Source organism: Xylophilus sp. GW821-FHT01B05, from assembly GCA_038961845.1.
Classification (GTDB): domain Bacteria; phylum Pseudomonadota; class Gammaproteobacteria; order Burkholderiales; family Burkholderiaceae_C; genus Xylophilus.
On record CP152408.1, the window covers coordinates 924,118 to 938,906 of the forward strand.

Below are 14,789 nucleotides of genomic sequence, written 5' to 3' on the forward strand. Positions count from 1 at the left end.
GTGGCGGGCGGGGAGTGCGCTATTTGTACGCGCCAAGCGTAAACCACGTGTATCTCGCGGCTTCAGCCTAACAACAGCGCGTCGTCCGCCAGCACCTCGCCGCGGGTCTTCTCGAACATGCGCAGCAGGTCGGGCACGTCCAGGCCGGCGCGTTCGGGGCCGGAGACATCCAGCACCACCCGGCCCTGGTGCAGCATCACGGTGCGGGTGCCGTAGTCCAGTGCCTGGCGCATGCTGTGGGTGACCATCATGGCGGTGAGCTGGCCCTCGGCCACGATGCGCGCGGTCAGCTCCAGCACGAAGGCAGCGGTTTTGGGGTCGAGCGCGGCGGTGTGCTCGTCCAGCAGCAGGATGCGCGAGGGCTGGAGCGAGGCCATCAGCAGGCTGACCGCCTGGCGCTGCCCGCCAGAGAGCAGGCCGATGCGGTCGCTCAGCCGGTTCTCCAGGCCCAGGCCGAGGATGGCGAGCTTGTCGCGGAACAGCGCGCGCATGTCGCGCCGGATGGCGAAGCGAAAGCCGCGGCGCCGGCCGCGTGCCAGGGCCAGCGCCATGTTCTCTTCGATGGTCAGCGCCTCGCAGGTGCCGGCCATTGGGTCCTGGAACACGCGGGCCACTTTGTCGGCGCGCTGCCAGGCGGACAGGCGGGTGACATCGGCGTTGTCGATGGCGATGCGGCCCTCGTCCACCCCGAGGTCGCCCGACACGGCATTGAGCAGCGTCGACTTGCCCGCGCCGTTGGAGCCAATGACCGAGACGAACTGCCCCGTGGGGATTTGCAGCGAGAGCCCGCGCAGCGCCCGGTTCTCGATGGGCGTGCCGGCGTTGAAGGTGATGTGCAGGTCTTGGACGTCAAGCATGGCGTTCAGACTCCCTTGGCGGCACGCGGTGCGCGCCGGCGTTTCAGGCGCGGCAGTACCAGCGCCAGGGCCACCAGCACGGCGGTCACCAGGTTCAGGTCCTGTGCCTTCAGGCCAATGAATTCGCTGTTGAGCGCCAGCGCGATGAACAGGCGGTAGAGCACCGCGCCCAGCACCACGGCCAGCGTGGTCAAGACCAGGCGGCGCGCCGGCAGCACGCTTTCGCCGACGATGACTGCGGCCAGCCCGATCACGATGGTGCCTATGCCCATGGAGATGTCGGCGCCGCCCTGGCTCTGCGCAAAGACCGCACCGGCCAGCGCCACCAGGGCGTTGGACAAGGCCATGCCGACCAGCGTGGCGGTGCCGGTGGCCACGCCCTGGGCGCGCGCCATGCGGGCGTTGGCGCCGGTGGCACGCAGTGCCAGGCCGATCTCGGATGAGAAGAACCAGTCCAGCAGCAGCTTGGCTACGGCGACCAGCGCCAGCATGGCCAGCGGCCGCTCGATGTAGTCAGGCAGCCAGCCCGGCAGCACCGAGAAGATGGTGGGCTCGGTGATCAGCGGCACATTGGGCTTGCCCATGATGCGCAGGTTGATCGAGTAGAGCGCGATCATGACCAGGATGCCCGCGAGCAGGTCCATGATCTTCAGCCGCACATGCAGCCAGCCGGTGAGAAAGCCTGCGGCCGCGCCAGCGGCGATTGCTGTGGCGGTGGCCAAGAACGGGTTGACGCCGCTGGCGATCAGCGTGGCCGCGACTGCGGCGCCCAGCGGAAAGCTGCCGTCCACCGTCAGGTCGGGGAAGTTGAGGACGCGAAAGGTGATGAAGACGCCAAGCGCGACCAGGCCGAAGATCAGCCCGATCTCTAGCGCCCCCCAAAGGGAGTACAGCGACACTTTATTCGAGCACCGTCTTGGCGGATTGGCGCAGTTCGGGCGACAGCTTCACACCCTGTTTGGCGGCGGCCGATGCGTTCAGCACCAGTTCGAGCTTGCTGCTGGTCTCGCTGGCGATGGCACCGGGTGCCTCGCCCTTCAGGATGCGTACCACCTGGCGGCCGGTCTGGCGCCCCAGGTCGCGGTAGTCGATGCCCAGGGCCGCCACCGCGCCGCGCTTGACGCTGTCGGTATCGGCCGCGATCAGCGGAATCTTGGCGTCATTGCCGACCTTGACCAGCGCCTCGTAGGCCGAGACCACGTTGTTGTCGGTGTTGGTGTAGATCACATCGACCTTGCCCACCAGCGTGCGTGCCGCAGCCCCCACGTCGACCGAGCGCGGCGCAGCGGCCTCGACCAGCGTCATGCCGGATTGGCCGAGCAGTTCCTTGAGCTGCTTGACGACCACGGCCGAGTTCGCCTCGCCCGGGTTGTAGACCATGCCCACGCGCTTGGCGTTGGGCACCAGTTGCTTGATCAGGGCCAGTTGCTTGTCCAGCGCCAGCAGGTCCGACACGCCGGTGACATTGGTGCCCGAAGGCTTCCAGTCCTTCACCAGTTGCGCCGCGACCGGGTCGGTCACGCCGGAGTACACCACCGGAATGGTCTTGGTGGCGGCCACCACGGCCTGGGCCGAGGGCGTGGCGATGGCGACGATGACATCGGGCTTGTCGCCGATGAACTTGCGTGCGATCTGCGCGGCCGTGCCCGGGTTGCCCTGGGCGCTCTGGTATTCCCACTTGAGGTTCTTGCCGGCCTCGTAGCCGGCGGCCTGCAGCTCGTCCTTCACGCCGTCGCGGATCGCGTCCAGTGCCGGGTGCTCGACGATGGCGGTGATGGACACGGCCTTGGTCTGCGCCAGGGCGGGCAGGGCGCTGGCGGCGAGCAGCAGGGCGGCGCCGGCGGACAGCAGCGGGCGGCGGCGAAGGGCGGGAAGGCGGATGGTCATGCAGTCTCTCCTTGGGATAGCGTTTGTTATGGGTTCAGAACCAATGCTGCTCTGTGGGCGCCGTTCGCCCTGAGCTTGTCGAGGGGCTGCTGGCGGTGGCGCCAAGGCTTCGACAAGCTCAGCCCGAACGGGGCTTTACGGTGTGGGGCTTAGAGCGCCACGATTTGCAGCGCGGGCAGGCCGGAGGCCGCGGGCGGTGCCGCAAAGCTCTCCGGGTCGAAGGCCTTGTCGCCGTCCTCGCGGGCGACGCCATCGGCCTTCAGGCCGGCGAAATCGTACAACGCGCGGTCGGCCAGGTGCGAAGGCACCACGCTCTGCAGCGCGCTGAACATGTTTTCTACGCGGCCGGGGAATTTCTTCTCCCAGTCGCGCAGCATTTCACCGACCTGCTTGCGCTGCAGGTTCTCCTGGCTGCCGCACAGGGTGCAGGGAATGATGGGGAACTGGCGGTGCTGGGCCCAGCGCACCAGGTCTTTCTCGGCCACGTAGGCCAGCGGGCGGATGACGATGTGCTTGCCGTCGTCGCTCACCAGCTTGGGCGGCATGCTCTTGAGCTTGGCGCCAAAGAACATGTTGAGCAGGAAGGTCTGCAGGATGTCGTCGCGGTGGTGGCCCAGCGCGACCTTGGTGGCGCCCAGCTCGTCGGCCACGCGGTACAGGATGCCGCGGCGCAGCCGGCTGCACAGGCCACAGGTGGTCTTGCCCTCAGGAATGACGCGCTTGACGATGCTGTAGGTGTCCTGGTTCTCGATGTGGAAGGGCACGCCCAGCTTGGCCAGGTACTCGGGCAGCACGTGTTCGGGGAAGCCGGGCTGCTTCTGGTCGAGGTTGACGGCAATGATGTCGAAGTGGATGGGCGCGCGCGCCTTGAGCTTCAACAGAATGTCCAGCATGGCGTAGCTGTCTTTGCCGCCAGACATGCAGACCATGACCTTGTCGCCTTCCTCAACCATGTTGAAGTCGACGATGGCGCGGCCCATCTCGCGGCACAGGCGCTTTTCGAGCTTGTGGGTTTCGCGCTCGATCTTGAAGTTGGTGGCGGCGGCCGTGTCGGCAGCGGTTTCGTTTTCGGTTTCAGTCCAGACGGCGCTCATGGCAGATCTTTCGGGGCGGCAGGCATCAGGCCGGGTTCAAGGCGAGCCATTGCTCGGGGGTGTAGGCGCGCACCGGACTGGCGGCAAAGTCGCGCAGGTTGCGGGTGACGATGGCAGTGGCGCCGCTGGCCTGTGCGGCATGGGCCAGCACGGCGTCTTCGAAGTCGGCCATGCCGCTGGCGAGGGCGGTATCGACCACGGTGCGGCCTACGGCGGCGACGTCGAACAGCTTGAGCAACTGCCGCAGCGCACCCCGGCTGGTATCGCGGTCAAATTCGCGGCTGAGGTAGTAGTCGATGGTGGTTACCGTCGTGGCGCACAGCAGGGCGCGTGCTGCTCCAAGCTCGACCCGCTTGAACACCAGCCGTGCGGAATCGATGAAGGCCGCGCGCTGCAGCAGCACATCCAGCACGATGTTGGTATCGACCAGAATGCTCATCGAACCGAGCCGTGCAGGTGTTTTGCGCGGATGTGCTGGTAATAGCCGTCGTCTGCCAGCGCCTCGGGCGGCTGCTTTGCGGTCTTCAGCAGACCGACCAAGCCGTCGGTGATCGGGGTGACACCGGCTTCCTGGGAGTCGGCGGGCGATTGGCGCACGGCCAATGCCGCGAAGTAATCCGCGACCAATTGCGAGAGCGAGCGGCCGTGCTCGGCCGCGTAGGTCTTGGCGCTTTCGATCAGCTCTTCATCCAGGCGCAGGGTGAGTTTGGTGTTCATGGCATGCCATCACAGACGGGTGACGTACAAATTCCATATATTGTACGTCTCTGTGATTTTCCCCTACCACTGCCCGGTTTCCATCCGTATCGCCACTTCGCAGTCGTCAAAAATCTCCAGCTTGGCGATCTTCACCCGCACGCCCAGCACGCCGGGCAGTTGCATCAGCCGGTGCGCGACCTTGCCGATCAGGCTCTCCAGCAGGTTCACGTGCACGGCGTTGCACTCGTCGATGATGATCTTGCGCACCTTGCGGTAGTCCAGCACGTGCAGGATCTCGTCGTCGCGCGGCAGTAGGTCTTGCGTGCCGAGGTTCAGTTCGGCGTCCACCTGGATCGGCTGGGGCGAGGTCTTCTCAAAATCGAGGATGCCCAGGTTGGCGTCAAAGCGCAGGCCGGCAAGGGTGAGGATCTGGGTGCCTTTGGTGGTGGACATGGTGTGGGCTTAAAAAGGGGCTTACATCAAGGAGAAGTCGCGCTCGAACTTCATCAGGTGCTGGCCGCCGTCCACCAGCAGCGTGGTGCCGGTGATGGATCGGTTCTCCAGCGCGAACCTGACCGTGGCGGCCACGTCTTCGGGCGAAGACGAGCGGCCCAGCGGCGACTGCTGGTGCAGCACGGCAAATTTCTCTTCCGACAGCATGTGGCTGGTGAGCGTGAGTCCCGGTGCCACGCCCACCACCCGCAGCAGCGGCGCCAGCGCCTGGGCCAGCAGCGTGCCGGCGGTTTCCAGCGCGGCCTTGGACAGCGTGTAGCTCAGGAAGTCGGGGTTGGGGTTCCACAGCTTCTGGTCCAGCAGGTTGACCACCGCGCCCAGGCCGGGCTCGGCGCCGCGCGCCTGCAGGTGGGCGTGCAGCGCCTGCGCCAACAGGATGGGCGCAGCGGTATTGCTGCGCAGGTGGCGCTCCAACGCGGCAAAGCCAAAGCTCTGCACGTCGTCATGCTCGAACAATGAAGCGTTGTTGACCACCGCGTCGAGCTGGCCGAACTGCGCCACCACCTGCGGCACCAGGGCGCGCACGGCGGCTTCGTCTTCTAAATCTGCATGAAAAGTGGCTGAAGCCGAGGCGTGGAGCCGGCATTCAGCTATTGTTTTGGTAGCGTCGTCTGCAGAGTACCGGTAATGCAGGGCCACCTGCCAGCCGCCTGCGGCCAGCGCCAGCGCGATCTCGCGGCCCAGGCGCTTGGCGCCCCCGGTGACGAGGACGGTGCGTGGCGATGGGGTGGCGGTGGGGTGGGGCACGGCAGGGGACAATCCGGGGATGACGACGAGACCCGAGAGTTTATCGAGCGCCCCGCACGGGGCTTTGCATGGCCAGATCGCCAGCGCCATTGCCCAGGCGGGCGGCTGGATCGGCTTTGACCGCTTCATGGCCATGGCGCTGTATGCGCCCGGCCTGGGCTACTACGCGCGCAGCAGCCCCAAGTTTGGCGCCATGCCGCAATCGGGCAGCGACTTTGTCACCGCCCCCGAGCTGTCGCCGCTGTTTGGCCGCACGCTGGCGGCGCAGGTGGCCGAGGCGCTGCAGGCCACCGGCACGGACGAGGTCTGGGAGTTTGGCGCCGGCTCCGGCGCGCTGGCCCAGCAACTGCTGGAGGCGCTGGGCGACCGTGTGCGGCGCTACGTCATCGTCGATGTGTCTGGCAGCCTGCGTGCGCGCCAGCAGGCGCGGCTGGCGGCCTGGGGCGACAAGGTGCAGTGGCTGGCCGAACTGCCCGCGCGCATCGAGGGCGTGGTGGTCGGCAACGAGGTGCTGGACGCCATGCCGGTGCAACTGCTGGCGCGCCACGGCGGCCAGGCGGATGGTGTGTGGCACGAGCGCGGCGTGGTGCTGCAAGACGGCGCCTTTGCCTGGGCCGACCGGCTGACCGATTTGCGCCCGCCGCTGGACATCGAAGGCCCGCAGGACTACCTGACCGAAATCCACCCGCAAGGCCAGGCCTTCGTGCGCACCCTGGCCGACCGGCTGGCGCGCGGTGCGGCCTTTTTGCTGGACTACGGCTTTGGCGAATCCGAGTACTACCACCCGCAGCGCCACATGGGCACGGTGATGTGCCACCGCGGCCATGTCGCCGACAGCGATCCATTGGCCGATGTGGGCGAGAAGGACATCACCGCCCATGTCGACTTCACCGGCATTGCGCTGGCGGCGCAAGAGGCGGGGCTGGAGGTGCTGGGCTACACCACGCAGGCGCACTTTCTCTACAACTGCGGGTTGGGGCCCTTGCTGGACCAGGCCAGCCCGGTGGAGCGCGCCGCTGCCGCCAAGCTGGTGCTGGAGCACGAAATGGGCGAGCTGTTCAAGGTGATCGCCCTGGGCCGGGGCGAGGCCTGGGAGCCCATGGGTTTTGCGCAGGGCGACCGCAGCCATCGGCTGTAGTCGGGGGTTTTTAAGGGAAATAGGCCTCTAGCCCAGGTGTAGCCTGGGCTAGTAGCTATCTATTTGATAGTTAATCAATAGCCCAAAGCCAAGCCGGTATTGCGCCGCGGATCATTCGCCCCATAAAACCGGTTGTTCCCCACCGGCTTGCCCCCCAGCGAGGGCGCGCCGACGATGATGGCGGCCAGGTGGTTGGCCGGCTGCGGGGCGCCCAGCTTGTGGCCCATCTGCTCCAGCAGCTTGCGCGTGTCGGGCGACAGCGCATAGGGCTCGACATTGGTCAGGTCGGGCAGCCATTGCTGGTGGAAGCGTGGCGCGTCCACCGCCTCTTGCACGTTCATGCCGTAGTCGATGGCGTTGAGCATGGTCAGCAGCACGGCGGTGATGATGCGGCTGCCGCCCGGCGTGCCCAGCACCATCACCGGCTTGCCGTCTTTGCTGACGATGGTCGGGCTCATGGACGACAGGGGGCGTTTGCCCGGGGCGATGGCATTGGCCTCGCCCTGCACCAGGCCGTAGATGTTGGGCACGCCGATCTTGGCGGTGAAGTCGTCCATCTCGTCGTTCAGCAGCACGCCAGTGCCGCCGGCCGTCACGCGCGCGCCAAACCAGTCGTTGAGCGTGTAGGTGACCGACACCGCATTGCCCCATTTGTCGGCAATCGAGTAGTGCGTGGTGTTGCTGCCCTCATGCGGCGCCACGCCGGGCTTGATGTCTTGCGAGACGCCGGCCTTGGCCGGGTCGATCACGGCGCGGATCTTTTCCGCATAGGCCTTGTCCAGCAGGCGGTCGAGCGGGTTCTTCACGAAGTCCGGGTCGCCCAGGTAGCTGTTGCGGTCCACGTAGGCGTGGCGCATGGCCTCGATCTGGTAGTGCACCGCCTGCGCAGCGCCCCAGCCCAGCTCCTTCAGCGGGTAGCCCTCGAGGATGTTGAGCATCTCGCAGATCACCACGCCGCCTGAGCTGGGCGGCGGCGCCGACACCACGCGGTAGCCGCGGTAGTCGCACTCCACCGGCGCCATCTCGCGCGTGCTGTATTCGTCCAGGTCGGTCTGGGTGATGATGCCCTTGCCGGCGCGGCTGGAGGCGACGATGGCGTGGCCCACGCGGCCTTTGTAGAAGCCGTCCGTGCCCTTCTGGCTGATGGCCTGCAAGGTCTTGGCCAGGTCCTTTTGCACGATGCGGTCGCCCACGGCGAAGGGCTGGCCCTTGTTCAGGAAGATCGCCGCCGAGGCCGCGTCCTTGCGGAAGTCCTCGTTGGCGGTGTTGAACATGTCGATGTCGCCCTGCTCCAGCACGAAGCCGCGCTCGGCATAGCGGATGGCCGGCGCCAGCAGCGCGGCGCGCGACAGCGTGCCGTATTTCTCGCGTGCGTACTCCATGCCCGACACGGTGCCCGGCACGCCCACGGCCAGGTGGCCGCGCGTGGACAGGCCCTTGACCACATTGCCGTCTGCGCCCAGGTACATGTCGGCGGTGGCGGCCAGCGGCGCCTTTTCGCGGAAGTCGAGGAAGGTCTTGCGGCCGTCGGCCAGCTGCACCGTCATGAAGCCGCCGCCGCCCAGGTTGCCGGCCGCCGGGTAGACCACGGCCAGCGCATAGCCCACGGCCACGGCGGCATCGACCGCGTTGCCGCCGCGCTTGAGCACATCCACACCCACGCGCGTGGCCAGGTGCTGCGCGCTCACGACCATGCCGTTCTCGGCCGCAACAGGGGCCGCCGATGCAGCGTACGCGGTCGGCGCCTGCGCCAGGAAGCCCGCTGCGGCCGTGGCCAGCACGGCCATGCGCAGGCCCTGCGGTATCTGATGAGTTGTCCAGCAAAACAGCGCCATGGTTTTTTCCTCAAGAGGGGTTTTGACGAGGCGGAATGATGACATGCAGCGCTTTTTGCATAAGCATCTGCGGAAACAGCGTTTCCCAAAACAAGCGGCGCTTCATACATTGAGCGCATGTCTGCTGCCCTTGCTCCCCCGCCTTTCGCTGCCGCCAGCGCGGCCCCGCAGGATTTCGCCGTGCGGCCCTTGTCCGACGCGCTGGGCGCCGAGGTGCTGGGGCTGGACCTGTCGCGGCCGGTGTCGGATGAGGACTTTCGCCGCCTGCACCGCGCCCACCTGGACCACCATGTGCTGGTGTTCCGCGAGCAGCGCATCACGCCGGCCGAGCAGGTGGCCTTCAGCCGCCGCTTCGGGCCGCTGCAGATCCATGTGCTCAAGGGCTTCCAGCTTGCAGGCCATCCAGAGATATTGATCGTCTCCAACATCAAGGACGACGCCGGCCAGCCAATTGGCCTGGGCGACGCCGGCCACTATTGGCACTCGGACCTGTCGTACAAGGACAAGCCCAGCCTGGGCTCGCTGCTGCACGCGCAAGAGCTGCCGGCCGAAGGCGGCGACACGCTGTTCGCCAACCAGCACAGCGCCTATGACGCGCTGCCCGCAGCGCTCAAAACCGCCATCGCGCCCCTGCGTGCCGAGCACAGCTACCTGGCCAAGTACGAGGAACTGCGCGCGCGCAGCCCGTGGCGGCCCAAGCTCACGCAGCAGCAGATCGATGAAGTGGCGCCCGCCGTGCATCCCGTGGTGCGCACGCACCCGGAGACCGGCCGCAAGGCGCTGTTCGTCAGCGAGCATTTCACCACCCGCATCGTCGGCATCCCCGAGGACGAGAGTCGTGCGCTGCTCGATGAGCTGTTTGCGCTCAGCGTGCAGCCCGAGCACGTCTACCGCCATGTCTGGCAGCCGCATGACATGGTGTTCTGGGACAACCGCTCGGTGATGCACCTGGCCGCCGGCACGCCCGACCATCTGCGCCGCAAGCTCTACCGCACGACGGTTGAAGGTAGCGGCACTTCGTAACACCCCCAGGCTTCGCGCACTGCGTGTCGCTATCGCCTTCCCCCTTGCAGGAGCCTGTCCTGAGCCTGTCGAAGGGGGCAACACCTGCGGCCTGGCGAAGCCAGTTCCGCGGTGTTCTTGAAAAAGAAACAACCTGGAGTCCTTGCATGAATCGCTTCACTCGCCGCGCCGCTGCGCTCGTCACTGGTCTGGGCCTTCTCGCCAGCAGCCTTGCTGCGCATGCAGAGGGCCAGTTGCGCATTGCCGAGCAGTTCGGCATCGTCTACCTGCTGCTCAACGTGGCGCAGGACCAGAAGCTGATCGAGAAGCATGGCAAGGCCGCGGGCGTGGACATCAAGGTCGAATTTTTGAAGCTCTCGGGCGGCTCCGCCGTCAACGATGCGCTGCTGTCGGGCAATGTCGAGATCGCCGGCGCCGGTGTCGGGCCGCTGTTCACGCTGTGGGACCGCACCAAGGGCCGGCAGAACGTCAAGGGCGTGGCCTCGCTCGGCAACTTCCCCTACTACCTGGTCAGCAACAACCCGAGCGTGAAGACGATTGCCGACTTCACCGACAAGGACCGCATCGCGGTGCCGGCGGTGGGCGTGTCGGTGCAGTCGCGCGTGCTGCAGTTCGCCTCGGCCAAGCTCTGGGGCGACAAGGAGTACGCCAAGCTCGACAAGATCAGCGTGGCACTGCCGCACCCTGATGCGGCAGCGGCCATCATCAAGGGCGGCACCGAGATCAGCGGCCACTTTGGCAACCCGCCGTTCCAGGAGCAGGAGCTGGCCGGCAACCCCAACGCCAGGATCGTGCTCAATTCCTATGACGTGATGGGCGGCCCGGCCTCGGCCACGGTGCTTTACGCCACGGAGAAGTTCCGCGCCGAGAACCCCAAGACCTACAAGGCCTTCGTCGACGCGCTGGATGAGTCGGCCAAGTTCATCGCCGCCAACCCAGAGAAGGCGGCCGACATCTACCTGAAGGTGAGCGGCGCCAAGACGGACCGCGAGCTGCTGCTGAAGATCATCAAGAACCCCGAAGTGCAGTTCAAGGTCGAGCCGCAGAACACGCTGGCCCTGGGCCAGTTCATGCACCGCGTGGGCGCCATCAAGAACGAGCCCAAGTCGGTCAAGGACTACTTCTTCGACGACGCGCATGTGGCGTCGGGCAACTGATCCCCTCCATCTGACGGTATCCACCATGACACCTTTGTTTTCCCGCTTCCTGCGCGCAGCCGGCTCGGCACTGGCCGTGGCCAGCCTCATGGCCACGGCTGGCACCGCGCATGCTGAAGGCCGCATCAGCATCGCCCAGCAGTTTGGTATTGCCTACCTGATCCTCGACGTGGTGCGCGACCAGCAACTGATAGAGAAGCACGGCAAGCAGGCCGGCGTGGATATCAAGGTCGAGTGGAACAGCATATCGGGCGCCACCGCCATGAACGAGGCGCTGCTGGCCAACTCGCTGGACGTGGTGTCGGCCGGCGTGCCGCCGATGCTCACGCTGTGGGACCGCACCAAGGGAAAGCAGAACGTGAAGGCGGTGGCAGCGCTGGGCTCGCTGCCCAACTACCTGCTCAGCAACAACCCGGCGGTAAAGACGCTGAAAGACTTCAGCGACAAGGACCGCATCGCGGTGCCGGCGGCGGGCACCGGCTTTCAGTCGCGCACGCTGCAGATCGAGACCGCGCGCGTGTTTGGCAAGGACGACTTCAAGCGCTTTGACCGGCTCTCGGTCAGCCTGCCGCATCCGGAGGCAACGGCCGCGCTGATCGCGGGGGGCTCGGAGATCAACGCGCATTTCTCCAGCGCGCCCTTCTATTACCAGGCGCTGGATGCCAACAAGAACGTGCACAAGGTGCTCAGTTCCTACGACATCCTGGGTGGCCCGGCGACCTTCAACGTGCTCTACACCACGCAGAAATTTCACGACGAGAACCCCAAGACCTACAAGGCCTTCTACGCCGCGCTGACCGAGGCCGCGCAGTGGATTCGCGCCAACAAGACGCAGGCGGCAGAGACCTTCATCCGCGTGCAGAAGTCCAAGCTGCCGCTGGATTTTGTGCGCCGCATTGTCGAAGACCCGGAGAACGATTTCACCGTGTCGCCGCAGAAGAGCTTTGTCTATGCCGAAGAGCTGTCCAAGCTTGGCGTGCTGAAGAACAGCGCCGCTTCCTGGAAGGACTATTTCTTCGAGGAAGCCTGGGCCCAGCCCGGGAGCTGAGCGCGTGGCTACCAATGCCTTGCTGCAGGTCGATGGCGTCAGCATCGACTACCGCACGCCGCAGCGCGTGGTGCGCGCCACGCACCGCGTGTCTTTCGACGTGCATGAGGCGGATCGCTTTGTGTTGCTGGGGGCCTCGGGCTGCGGCAAGTCGACGCTGCTGAAGTCCATTGCCGGTTTCATCGCGCCAACCGAAGGGCAGATCCGCCTGGCCGGCCGCAGCGTGACCCGGCCGGGGCCGGACCGGGTCGTGGTGTTCCAGGAGTTTGACCAACTGCCGCCCTGGAAGACGGTGCGCGAGAACGTGATGTTCCCGCTGCTGGCCTCGCGCAGCTGCAGCCGGCGCGAGGCGGCCGAGCGCGCGGCGCTCTATCTGGACAAGGTCGGCCTGTCGAAGTTTGCCGACGTGCACCCGCATCAGCTCTCAGGCGGCATGAAGCAGCGCGTGGCGATTGCGCGCGCGCTGGCCATGCAGCCGCAGGTGCTGCTGATGGACGAGCCCTTTGCCGCGCTGGATGCGCTCACGCGCCGCCGCATGCAGGAAGAGCTGCTGGCACTGTGGGACGAGTTCCGCTTCACGCTGATCTTTGTCACCCATTCCATTGAAGAAGCGCTGGTGGTGGGCAACCGCATCGCCATCCTGTCGCCGCACCCGGGCCGCCTGCGGGCCGAGCTCAACAGCCACCAGTTCGATTTGCAAAGCCTGGGCGGCGTGGAGTTCCAGGCCACCGCGCAGCGCATTCACCGCCTGCTGTTTGATGAGCCGGGCGCGGTAGTGCCGGGCTCGGTCGAGGCCGATCTGCGCGCCGGTGGCCGACTCACCGGGCCGGCCGTCATCCGTCCATCCGGCTCGCCCCCTTTTCAGATCGCCGTATGACTGCACCTGTTTCCACCCTGGCCCCGGCCCGCGTACCGCCGGTGCGGCCTGAAGTCGAACACGCGCTGCCACCGCTGGTGGGCGTGGCGCCAACGCAGCCACTGCCGTTGGGCGCGCGCATCTGGCAACAGGCCTGGCTGCGGCGGCTGGTGATCTTGGCGGTGCTGGCCGTGTTGTGGGAGCTGCTTGCACGCTGGCAGGACAACGACCTGCTGCTGCCCACCTTCCTGCAGACCGCGCGGGCGCTGGTGGAGGGCCTGGCCTCAGGCGAGCTGATCGACAAGACCGCCATTTCGCTCTCGGTGCTGCTCAAGGGCTATCTCGCGGGGATCTTCGGCGCCTTTGTGCTGACCACGCTGGCGGTGTCCACCCAATTGGGGCGCGACCTGCTGTCGACCCTGACGGCCATGTTCAACCCGTTGCCGGCCATTGCGCTGCTGCCGCTGGCGCTGCTGTGGTTTGGCCTGGGGCAGGGCAGCCTGGTGTTCGTGCTGGTGCATTCGGTGCTGTGGCCGCTGGCGCTGGCGACCTATGCCGGCTTTCAGTCGGTGCCCGAGCCGCTGCGCATGGCCGGGCGCAACTACGGGCTCACCGGCATCCGCTACGTGCTGCAAATCCTGGTGCCGGCCGCGCTGCCGGCGATCCTGTCGGGGCTGAAGATTGGCTGGGCCTTTGCCTGGCGCACCCTGATCGCGGCCGAGCTGGTGTTTGGCGCCTCGTCCGGCAAGGGCGGGCTGGGCTGGTACATCTTCCAGAACCGCAATGAGCTGTACACCGACAAGGTGTTTGCCGGCCTGGTGATGGTGATCCTGATCGGGCTGCTGGTGGAAGGCCTGGGCTTTCGCACGCTGGAGCGGCTGACGGTGCAGCGCTGGGGGCAGCAGCGCTAGGCCTACGCGCTCGCCCGCAGCAGGCCTTCGTCGAGCAGCTTTTGCACGATGGAAGCCTGACGCTCATCGCGCCGGCGCTTGCCTGGCGGCCGGTCCTGTAGTCCAGACATCCAGCGCTTGAAGTCGACGAAGACTTGCGGGTCTACCGTGCGCACAAGCGCCATGCGGCCCGTCGTGGAAATGACGGGCTGCTCGAAGCGCGGGGCGCTCAGGAATTGCTCGGCGCGCCGAGCCTGGACCGGCCAGAGGTCCTCTTCGTCGTCTGTGAAGCGGAAGGGGTGTTGGTCACCCTCCGCGGTCTCCCGGCGCAGGAAGTCGACCTGGAAGCCCTTGGCGTCGATGGCGGTCTCCAACTGGTCGTCCATGCGGCGGAACGTTGGCTCGACCTCCTGCAGCACGCTGAGCACCGAGCGATGCAGGCGCTGCATGGTGGCCAGGAATTGCACGCGCTTGCGGGCGTCCCAGAGCAGGTCTACGTCTTGTGTCGCAAGCGCACCCTGCACGATTCGCACGGATGCTGCGGTCTCGTAGACGTACAGCGCATGCGTGCCTACCACGGTGAAGTGTTGGCCCAGGTCCGCATCTTCGAGCGCATTGAGCACGGAGACGACGATGTTTGGTGCGCGACCGACTTTCAGCGCCTTGTTCAGCCGAGTGGCTTCGATCAGCGCTTCATCAAGCGACTTGCGGCGCTCTTCGGTGCTGCGTTTATTGCGTGTGAAGGCGTCGAGGGTGGCTTCCGTATCCGGCGTGCGCCGGCCCAGGCGCTGCTGCTGGTTGTTCGGCGCTGTCTTCACCAGATACTCGTAGGCGCCTTCTTTCTTGAAGTACATCCCGCCAGCGTACGGGCGTGCAGCCATGACCGCCTTGCGCCATTCCGTGAAGATGGTGAAAGAGTCGATGGCCTGGCGCGCAGCGTTGTCAGGGAGAGGGATGTAGTCCATTCACCGTGCCAATTTAAAAATTGAATTTTATACGGTGAATTTTGTAGGCAGGCCTTCGACAAGTCCAGCCAGAACGGGTG

16 protein-coding genes are annotated in these 14,789 nt (G+C 66.2%); 6 read left to right on the forward strand and 10 right to left on the reverse strand.

What is annotated here, in order from left to right; translation table 11 throughout:
* Window positions 1-62: 62 nt before the first annotated feature.
* The 8 genes from AAFF27_04410 to AAFF27_04445 all read right to left on the reverse strand — a co-directional run bounded on the left by AAFF27_04410 (window position 63) and on the right by AAFF27_04445 (window position 5,797).
* On the reverse strand, window positions 63-857 hold the full coding sequence (locus tag AAFF27_04410) for an ABC transporter ATP-binding protein (GenBank protein ID XAH24443.1): 795 nt from the start codon (window positions 855-857) through the stop codon (window positions 63-65).
* Between the two features lie 5 nt (window positions 858-862).
* Window positions 863-1,756, reverse strand: a complete 894-nt coding sequence (locus tag AAFF27_04415; GenBank protein XAH24444.1) for an ABC transporter permease — start codon at window positions 1,754-1,756, stop codon at window positions 863-865.
* A 1-nt stretch (window position 1,757) separates the two neighbouring features.
* Complete coding sequence (locus tag AAFF27_04420) at window positions 1,758-2,744, reverse strand: ABC transporter substrate-binding protein (GenBank protein XAH24445.1); 987 nt, start codon at window positions 2,742-2,744, stop codon at window positions 1,758-1,760.
* A gap of 149 nt (window positions 2,745-2,893) precedes the next feature.
* Window positions 2,894-3,838, reverse strand: coding sequence for a tRNA 2-thiocytidine(32) synthetase TtcA (gene ttcA / locus AAFF27_04425; GenBank protein XAH24446.1), 945 nt, complete (start codon window positions 3,836-3,838; stop codon window positions 2,894-2,896).
* A 25-nt stretch (window positions 3,839-3,863) separates the two neighbouring features.
* Complete coding sequence (locus AAFF27_04430; GenBank protein XAH24447.1) at window positions 3,864-4,277, reverse strand: PIN domain-containing protein; 414 nt, start codon at window positions 4,275-4,277, stop codon at window positions 3,864-3,866.
* Window positions 4,274-4,555, reverse strand: a complete 282-nt coding sequence (locus AAFF27_04435; GenBank protein XAH24448.1) for a DUF6364 family protein — start codon at window positions 4,553-4,555, stop codon at window positions 4,274-4,276. The genes AAFF27_04430 and AAFF27_04435 overlap by 4 nt, the downstream gene beginning before the upstream one ends.
* Before the next feature lie 63 nt (window positions 4,556-4,618).
* Window positions 4,619-4,990, reverse strand: a complete 372-nt coding sequence (locus AAFF27_04440; GenBank protein XAH24449.1) for a dihydroneopterin aldolase — start codon at window positions 4,988-4,990, stop codon at window positions 4,619-4,621.
* A gap of 21 nt (window positions 4,991-5,011) precedes the next feature.
* Complete coding sequence (locus tag AAFF27_04445) at window positions 5,012-5,797, reverse strand: SDR family oxidoreductase (protein XAH24450.1); 786 nt, start codon at window positions 5,795-5,797, stop codon at window positions 5,012-5,014.
* A 19-nt stretch (window positions 5,798-5,816) separates the two neighbouring features.
* Between AAFF27_04445 and AAFF27_04450 the strand changes: the two genes are divergently transcribed.
* Window positions 5,817-6,935 (forward strand): SAM-dependent methyltransferase, encoded by a 1,119-nt coding sequence (locus AAFF27_04450; protein XAH24451.1) that lies wholly within the window; start codon window positions 5,817-5,819, stop codon window positions 6,933-6,935.
* 74 nt (window positions 6,936-7,009) lie between these two features.
* Here the strand turns inward: AAFF27_04450 and ggt are convergent, their stop codons facing one another.
* Window positions 7,010-8,722 carry a gamma-glutamyltransferase gene (gene ggt / locus AAFF27_04455; protein XAH26156.1) on the reverse strand — a complete coding sequence of 571 codons (1,713 nt, stop codon included), beginning with the start codon at window positions 8,720-8,722 and terminating at the stop codon, window positions 7,010-7,012.
* A 165-nt stretch (window positions 8,723-8,887) separates the two neighbouring features.
* Between ggt and AAFF27_04460 the strand changes: the two genes are divergently transcribed.
* The 5 genes from AAFF27_04460 to AAFF27_04480 all read left to right on the forward strand — a co-directional run bounded on the left by AAFF27_04460 (window position 8,888) and on the right by AAFF27_04480 (window position 13,765).
* Window positions 8,888-9,793 (forward strand): TauD/TfdA family dioxygenase, encoded by a 906-nt coding sequence (locus AAFF27_04460; GenBank protein ID XAH24452.1) that lies wholly within the window; start codon window positions 8,888-8,890, stop codon window positions 9,791-9,793.
* Window positions 9,794-9,939: 146 nt separating this feature from the next.
* Window positions 9,940-10,950 carry an ABC transporter substrate-binding protein gene (locus AAFF27_04465; protein XAH24453.1) on the forward strand — a complete coding sequence of 337 codons (1,011 nt, stop codon included), beginning with the start codon at window positions 9,940-9,942 and terminating at the stop codon, window positions 10,948-10,950.
* An 88-nt stretch (window positions 10,951-11,038) separates the two neighbouring features.
* Window positions 11,039-11,998, forward strand: a complete 960-nt coding sequence (locus AAFF27_04470) for an ABC transporter substrate-binding protein (protein XAH26157.1) — start codon at window positions 11,039-11,041, stop codon at window positions 11,996-11,998.
* Between the two features lie 4 nt (window positions 11,999-12,002).
* Window positions 12,003-12,875, forward strand: a complete 873-nt coding sequence (locus AAFF27_04475; protein XAH24454.1) for an ABC transporter ATP-binding protein — start codon at window positions 12,003-12,005, stop codon at window positions 12,873-12,875.
* Window positions 12,872-13,765 (forward strand): ABC transporter permease, encoded by an 894-nt coding sequence (locus AAFF27_04480; protein ID XAH24455.1) that lies wholly within the window; start codon window positions 12,872-12,874, stop codon window positions 13,763-13,765. Before AAFF27_04475 ends, AAFF27_04480 begins: the two co-directional genes overlap by 4 nt.
* Window positions 13,766-13,767: 2 nt before the next feature.
* On the opposite strand, the gene AAFF27_04485 is transcribed toward AAFF27_04480, so the two are convergent.
* Window positions 13,768-14,709, reverse strand: coding sequence for a GSU2403 family nucleotidyltransferase fold protein (locus tag AAFF27_04485; GenBank protein XAH24456.1), 942 nt, complete (start codon window positions 14,707-14,709; stop codon window positions 13,768-13,770).
* Window positions 14,710-14,789: the final 80 nt, after the last annotated feature.

Bases quoted from the DNA above. Each gene is read 5' to 3' on its own strand.
- AAFF27_04465 (XAH24453.1), top strand. From the start codon at position 9,940: ATGAATCGCTTCACTCGCCGCGCCGCTGCGCTCGTCACTGGTCTGGGC.
- AAFF27_04480 (XAH24455.1), top strand. From the start codon at position 12,872: ATGACTGCACCTGTTTCCACCCTGGCCCCGGCCCGCGTACCGCCGGTG.
- ttcA (XAH24446.1), bottom strand. From the start codon at position 3,838: ATGAGCGCCGTCTGGACTGAAACCGAAAACGAAACCGCTGCCGACACG.
- AAFF27_04420 (XAH24445.1), bottom strand. From the start codon at position 2,744: ATGACCATCCGCCTTCCCGCCCTTCGCCGCCGCCCGCTGCTGTCCGCC.
- AAFF27_04450 (XAH24451.1), top strand. From the start codon at position 5,817: ATGACGACGAGACCCGAGAGTTTATCGAGCGCCCCGCACGGGGCTTTG.
- ggt (XAH26156.1), bottom strand. From the start codon at position 8,722: ATGGCCGTGCTGGCCACGGCCGCAGCGGGCTTCCTGGCGCAGGCGCCG.
- AAFF27_04485 (XAH24456.1), bottom strand. From the start codon at position 14,709: ATGGACTACATCCCTCTCCCTGACAACGCTGCGCGCCAGGCCATCGAC.
- AAFF27_04470 (XAH26157.1), top strand. From the start codon at position 11,039: ATGGCCACGGCTGGCACCGCGCATGCTGAAGGCCGCATCAGCATCGCC.
- AAFF27_04460 (XAH24452.1), top strand. From the start codon at position 8,888: ATGTCTGCTGCCCTTGCTCCCCCGCCTTTCGCTGCCGCCAGCGCGGCC.
- AAFF27_04430 (XAH24447.1), bottom strand. From the start codon at position 4,277: ATGAGCATTCTGGTCGATACCAACATCGTGCTGGATGTGCTGCTGCAG.
- AAFF27_04435 (XAH24448.1), bottom strand. From the start codon at position 4,555: ATGAACACCAAACTCACCCTGCGCCTGGATGAAGAGCTGATCGAAAGC.
- AAFF27_04410 (XAH24443.1), bottom strand. From the start codon at position 857: ATGCTTGACGTCCAAGACCTGCACATCACCTTCAACGCCGGCACGCCC.
- AAFF27_04440 (XAH24449.1), bottom strand. From the start codon at position 4,990: ATGTCCACCACCAAAGGCACCCAGATCCTCACCCTTGCCGGCCTGCGC.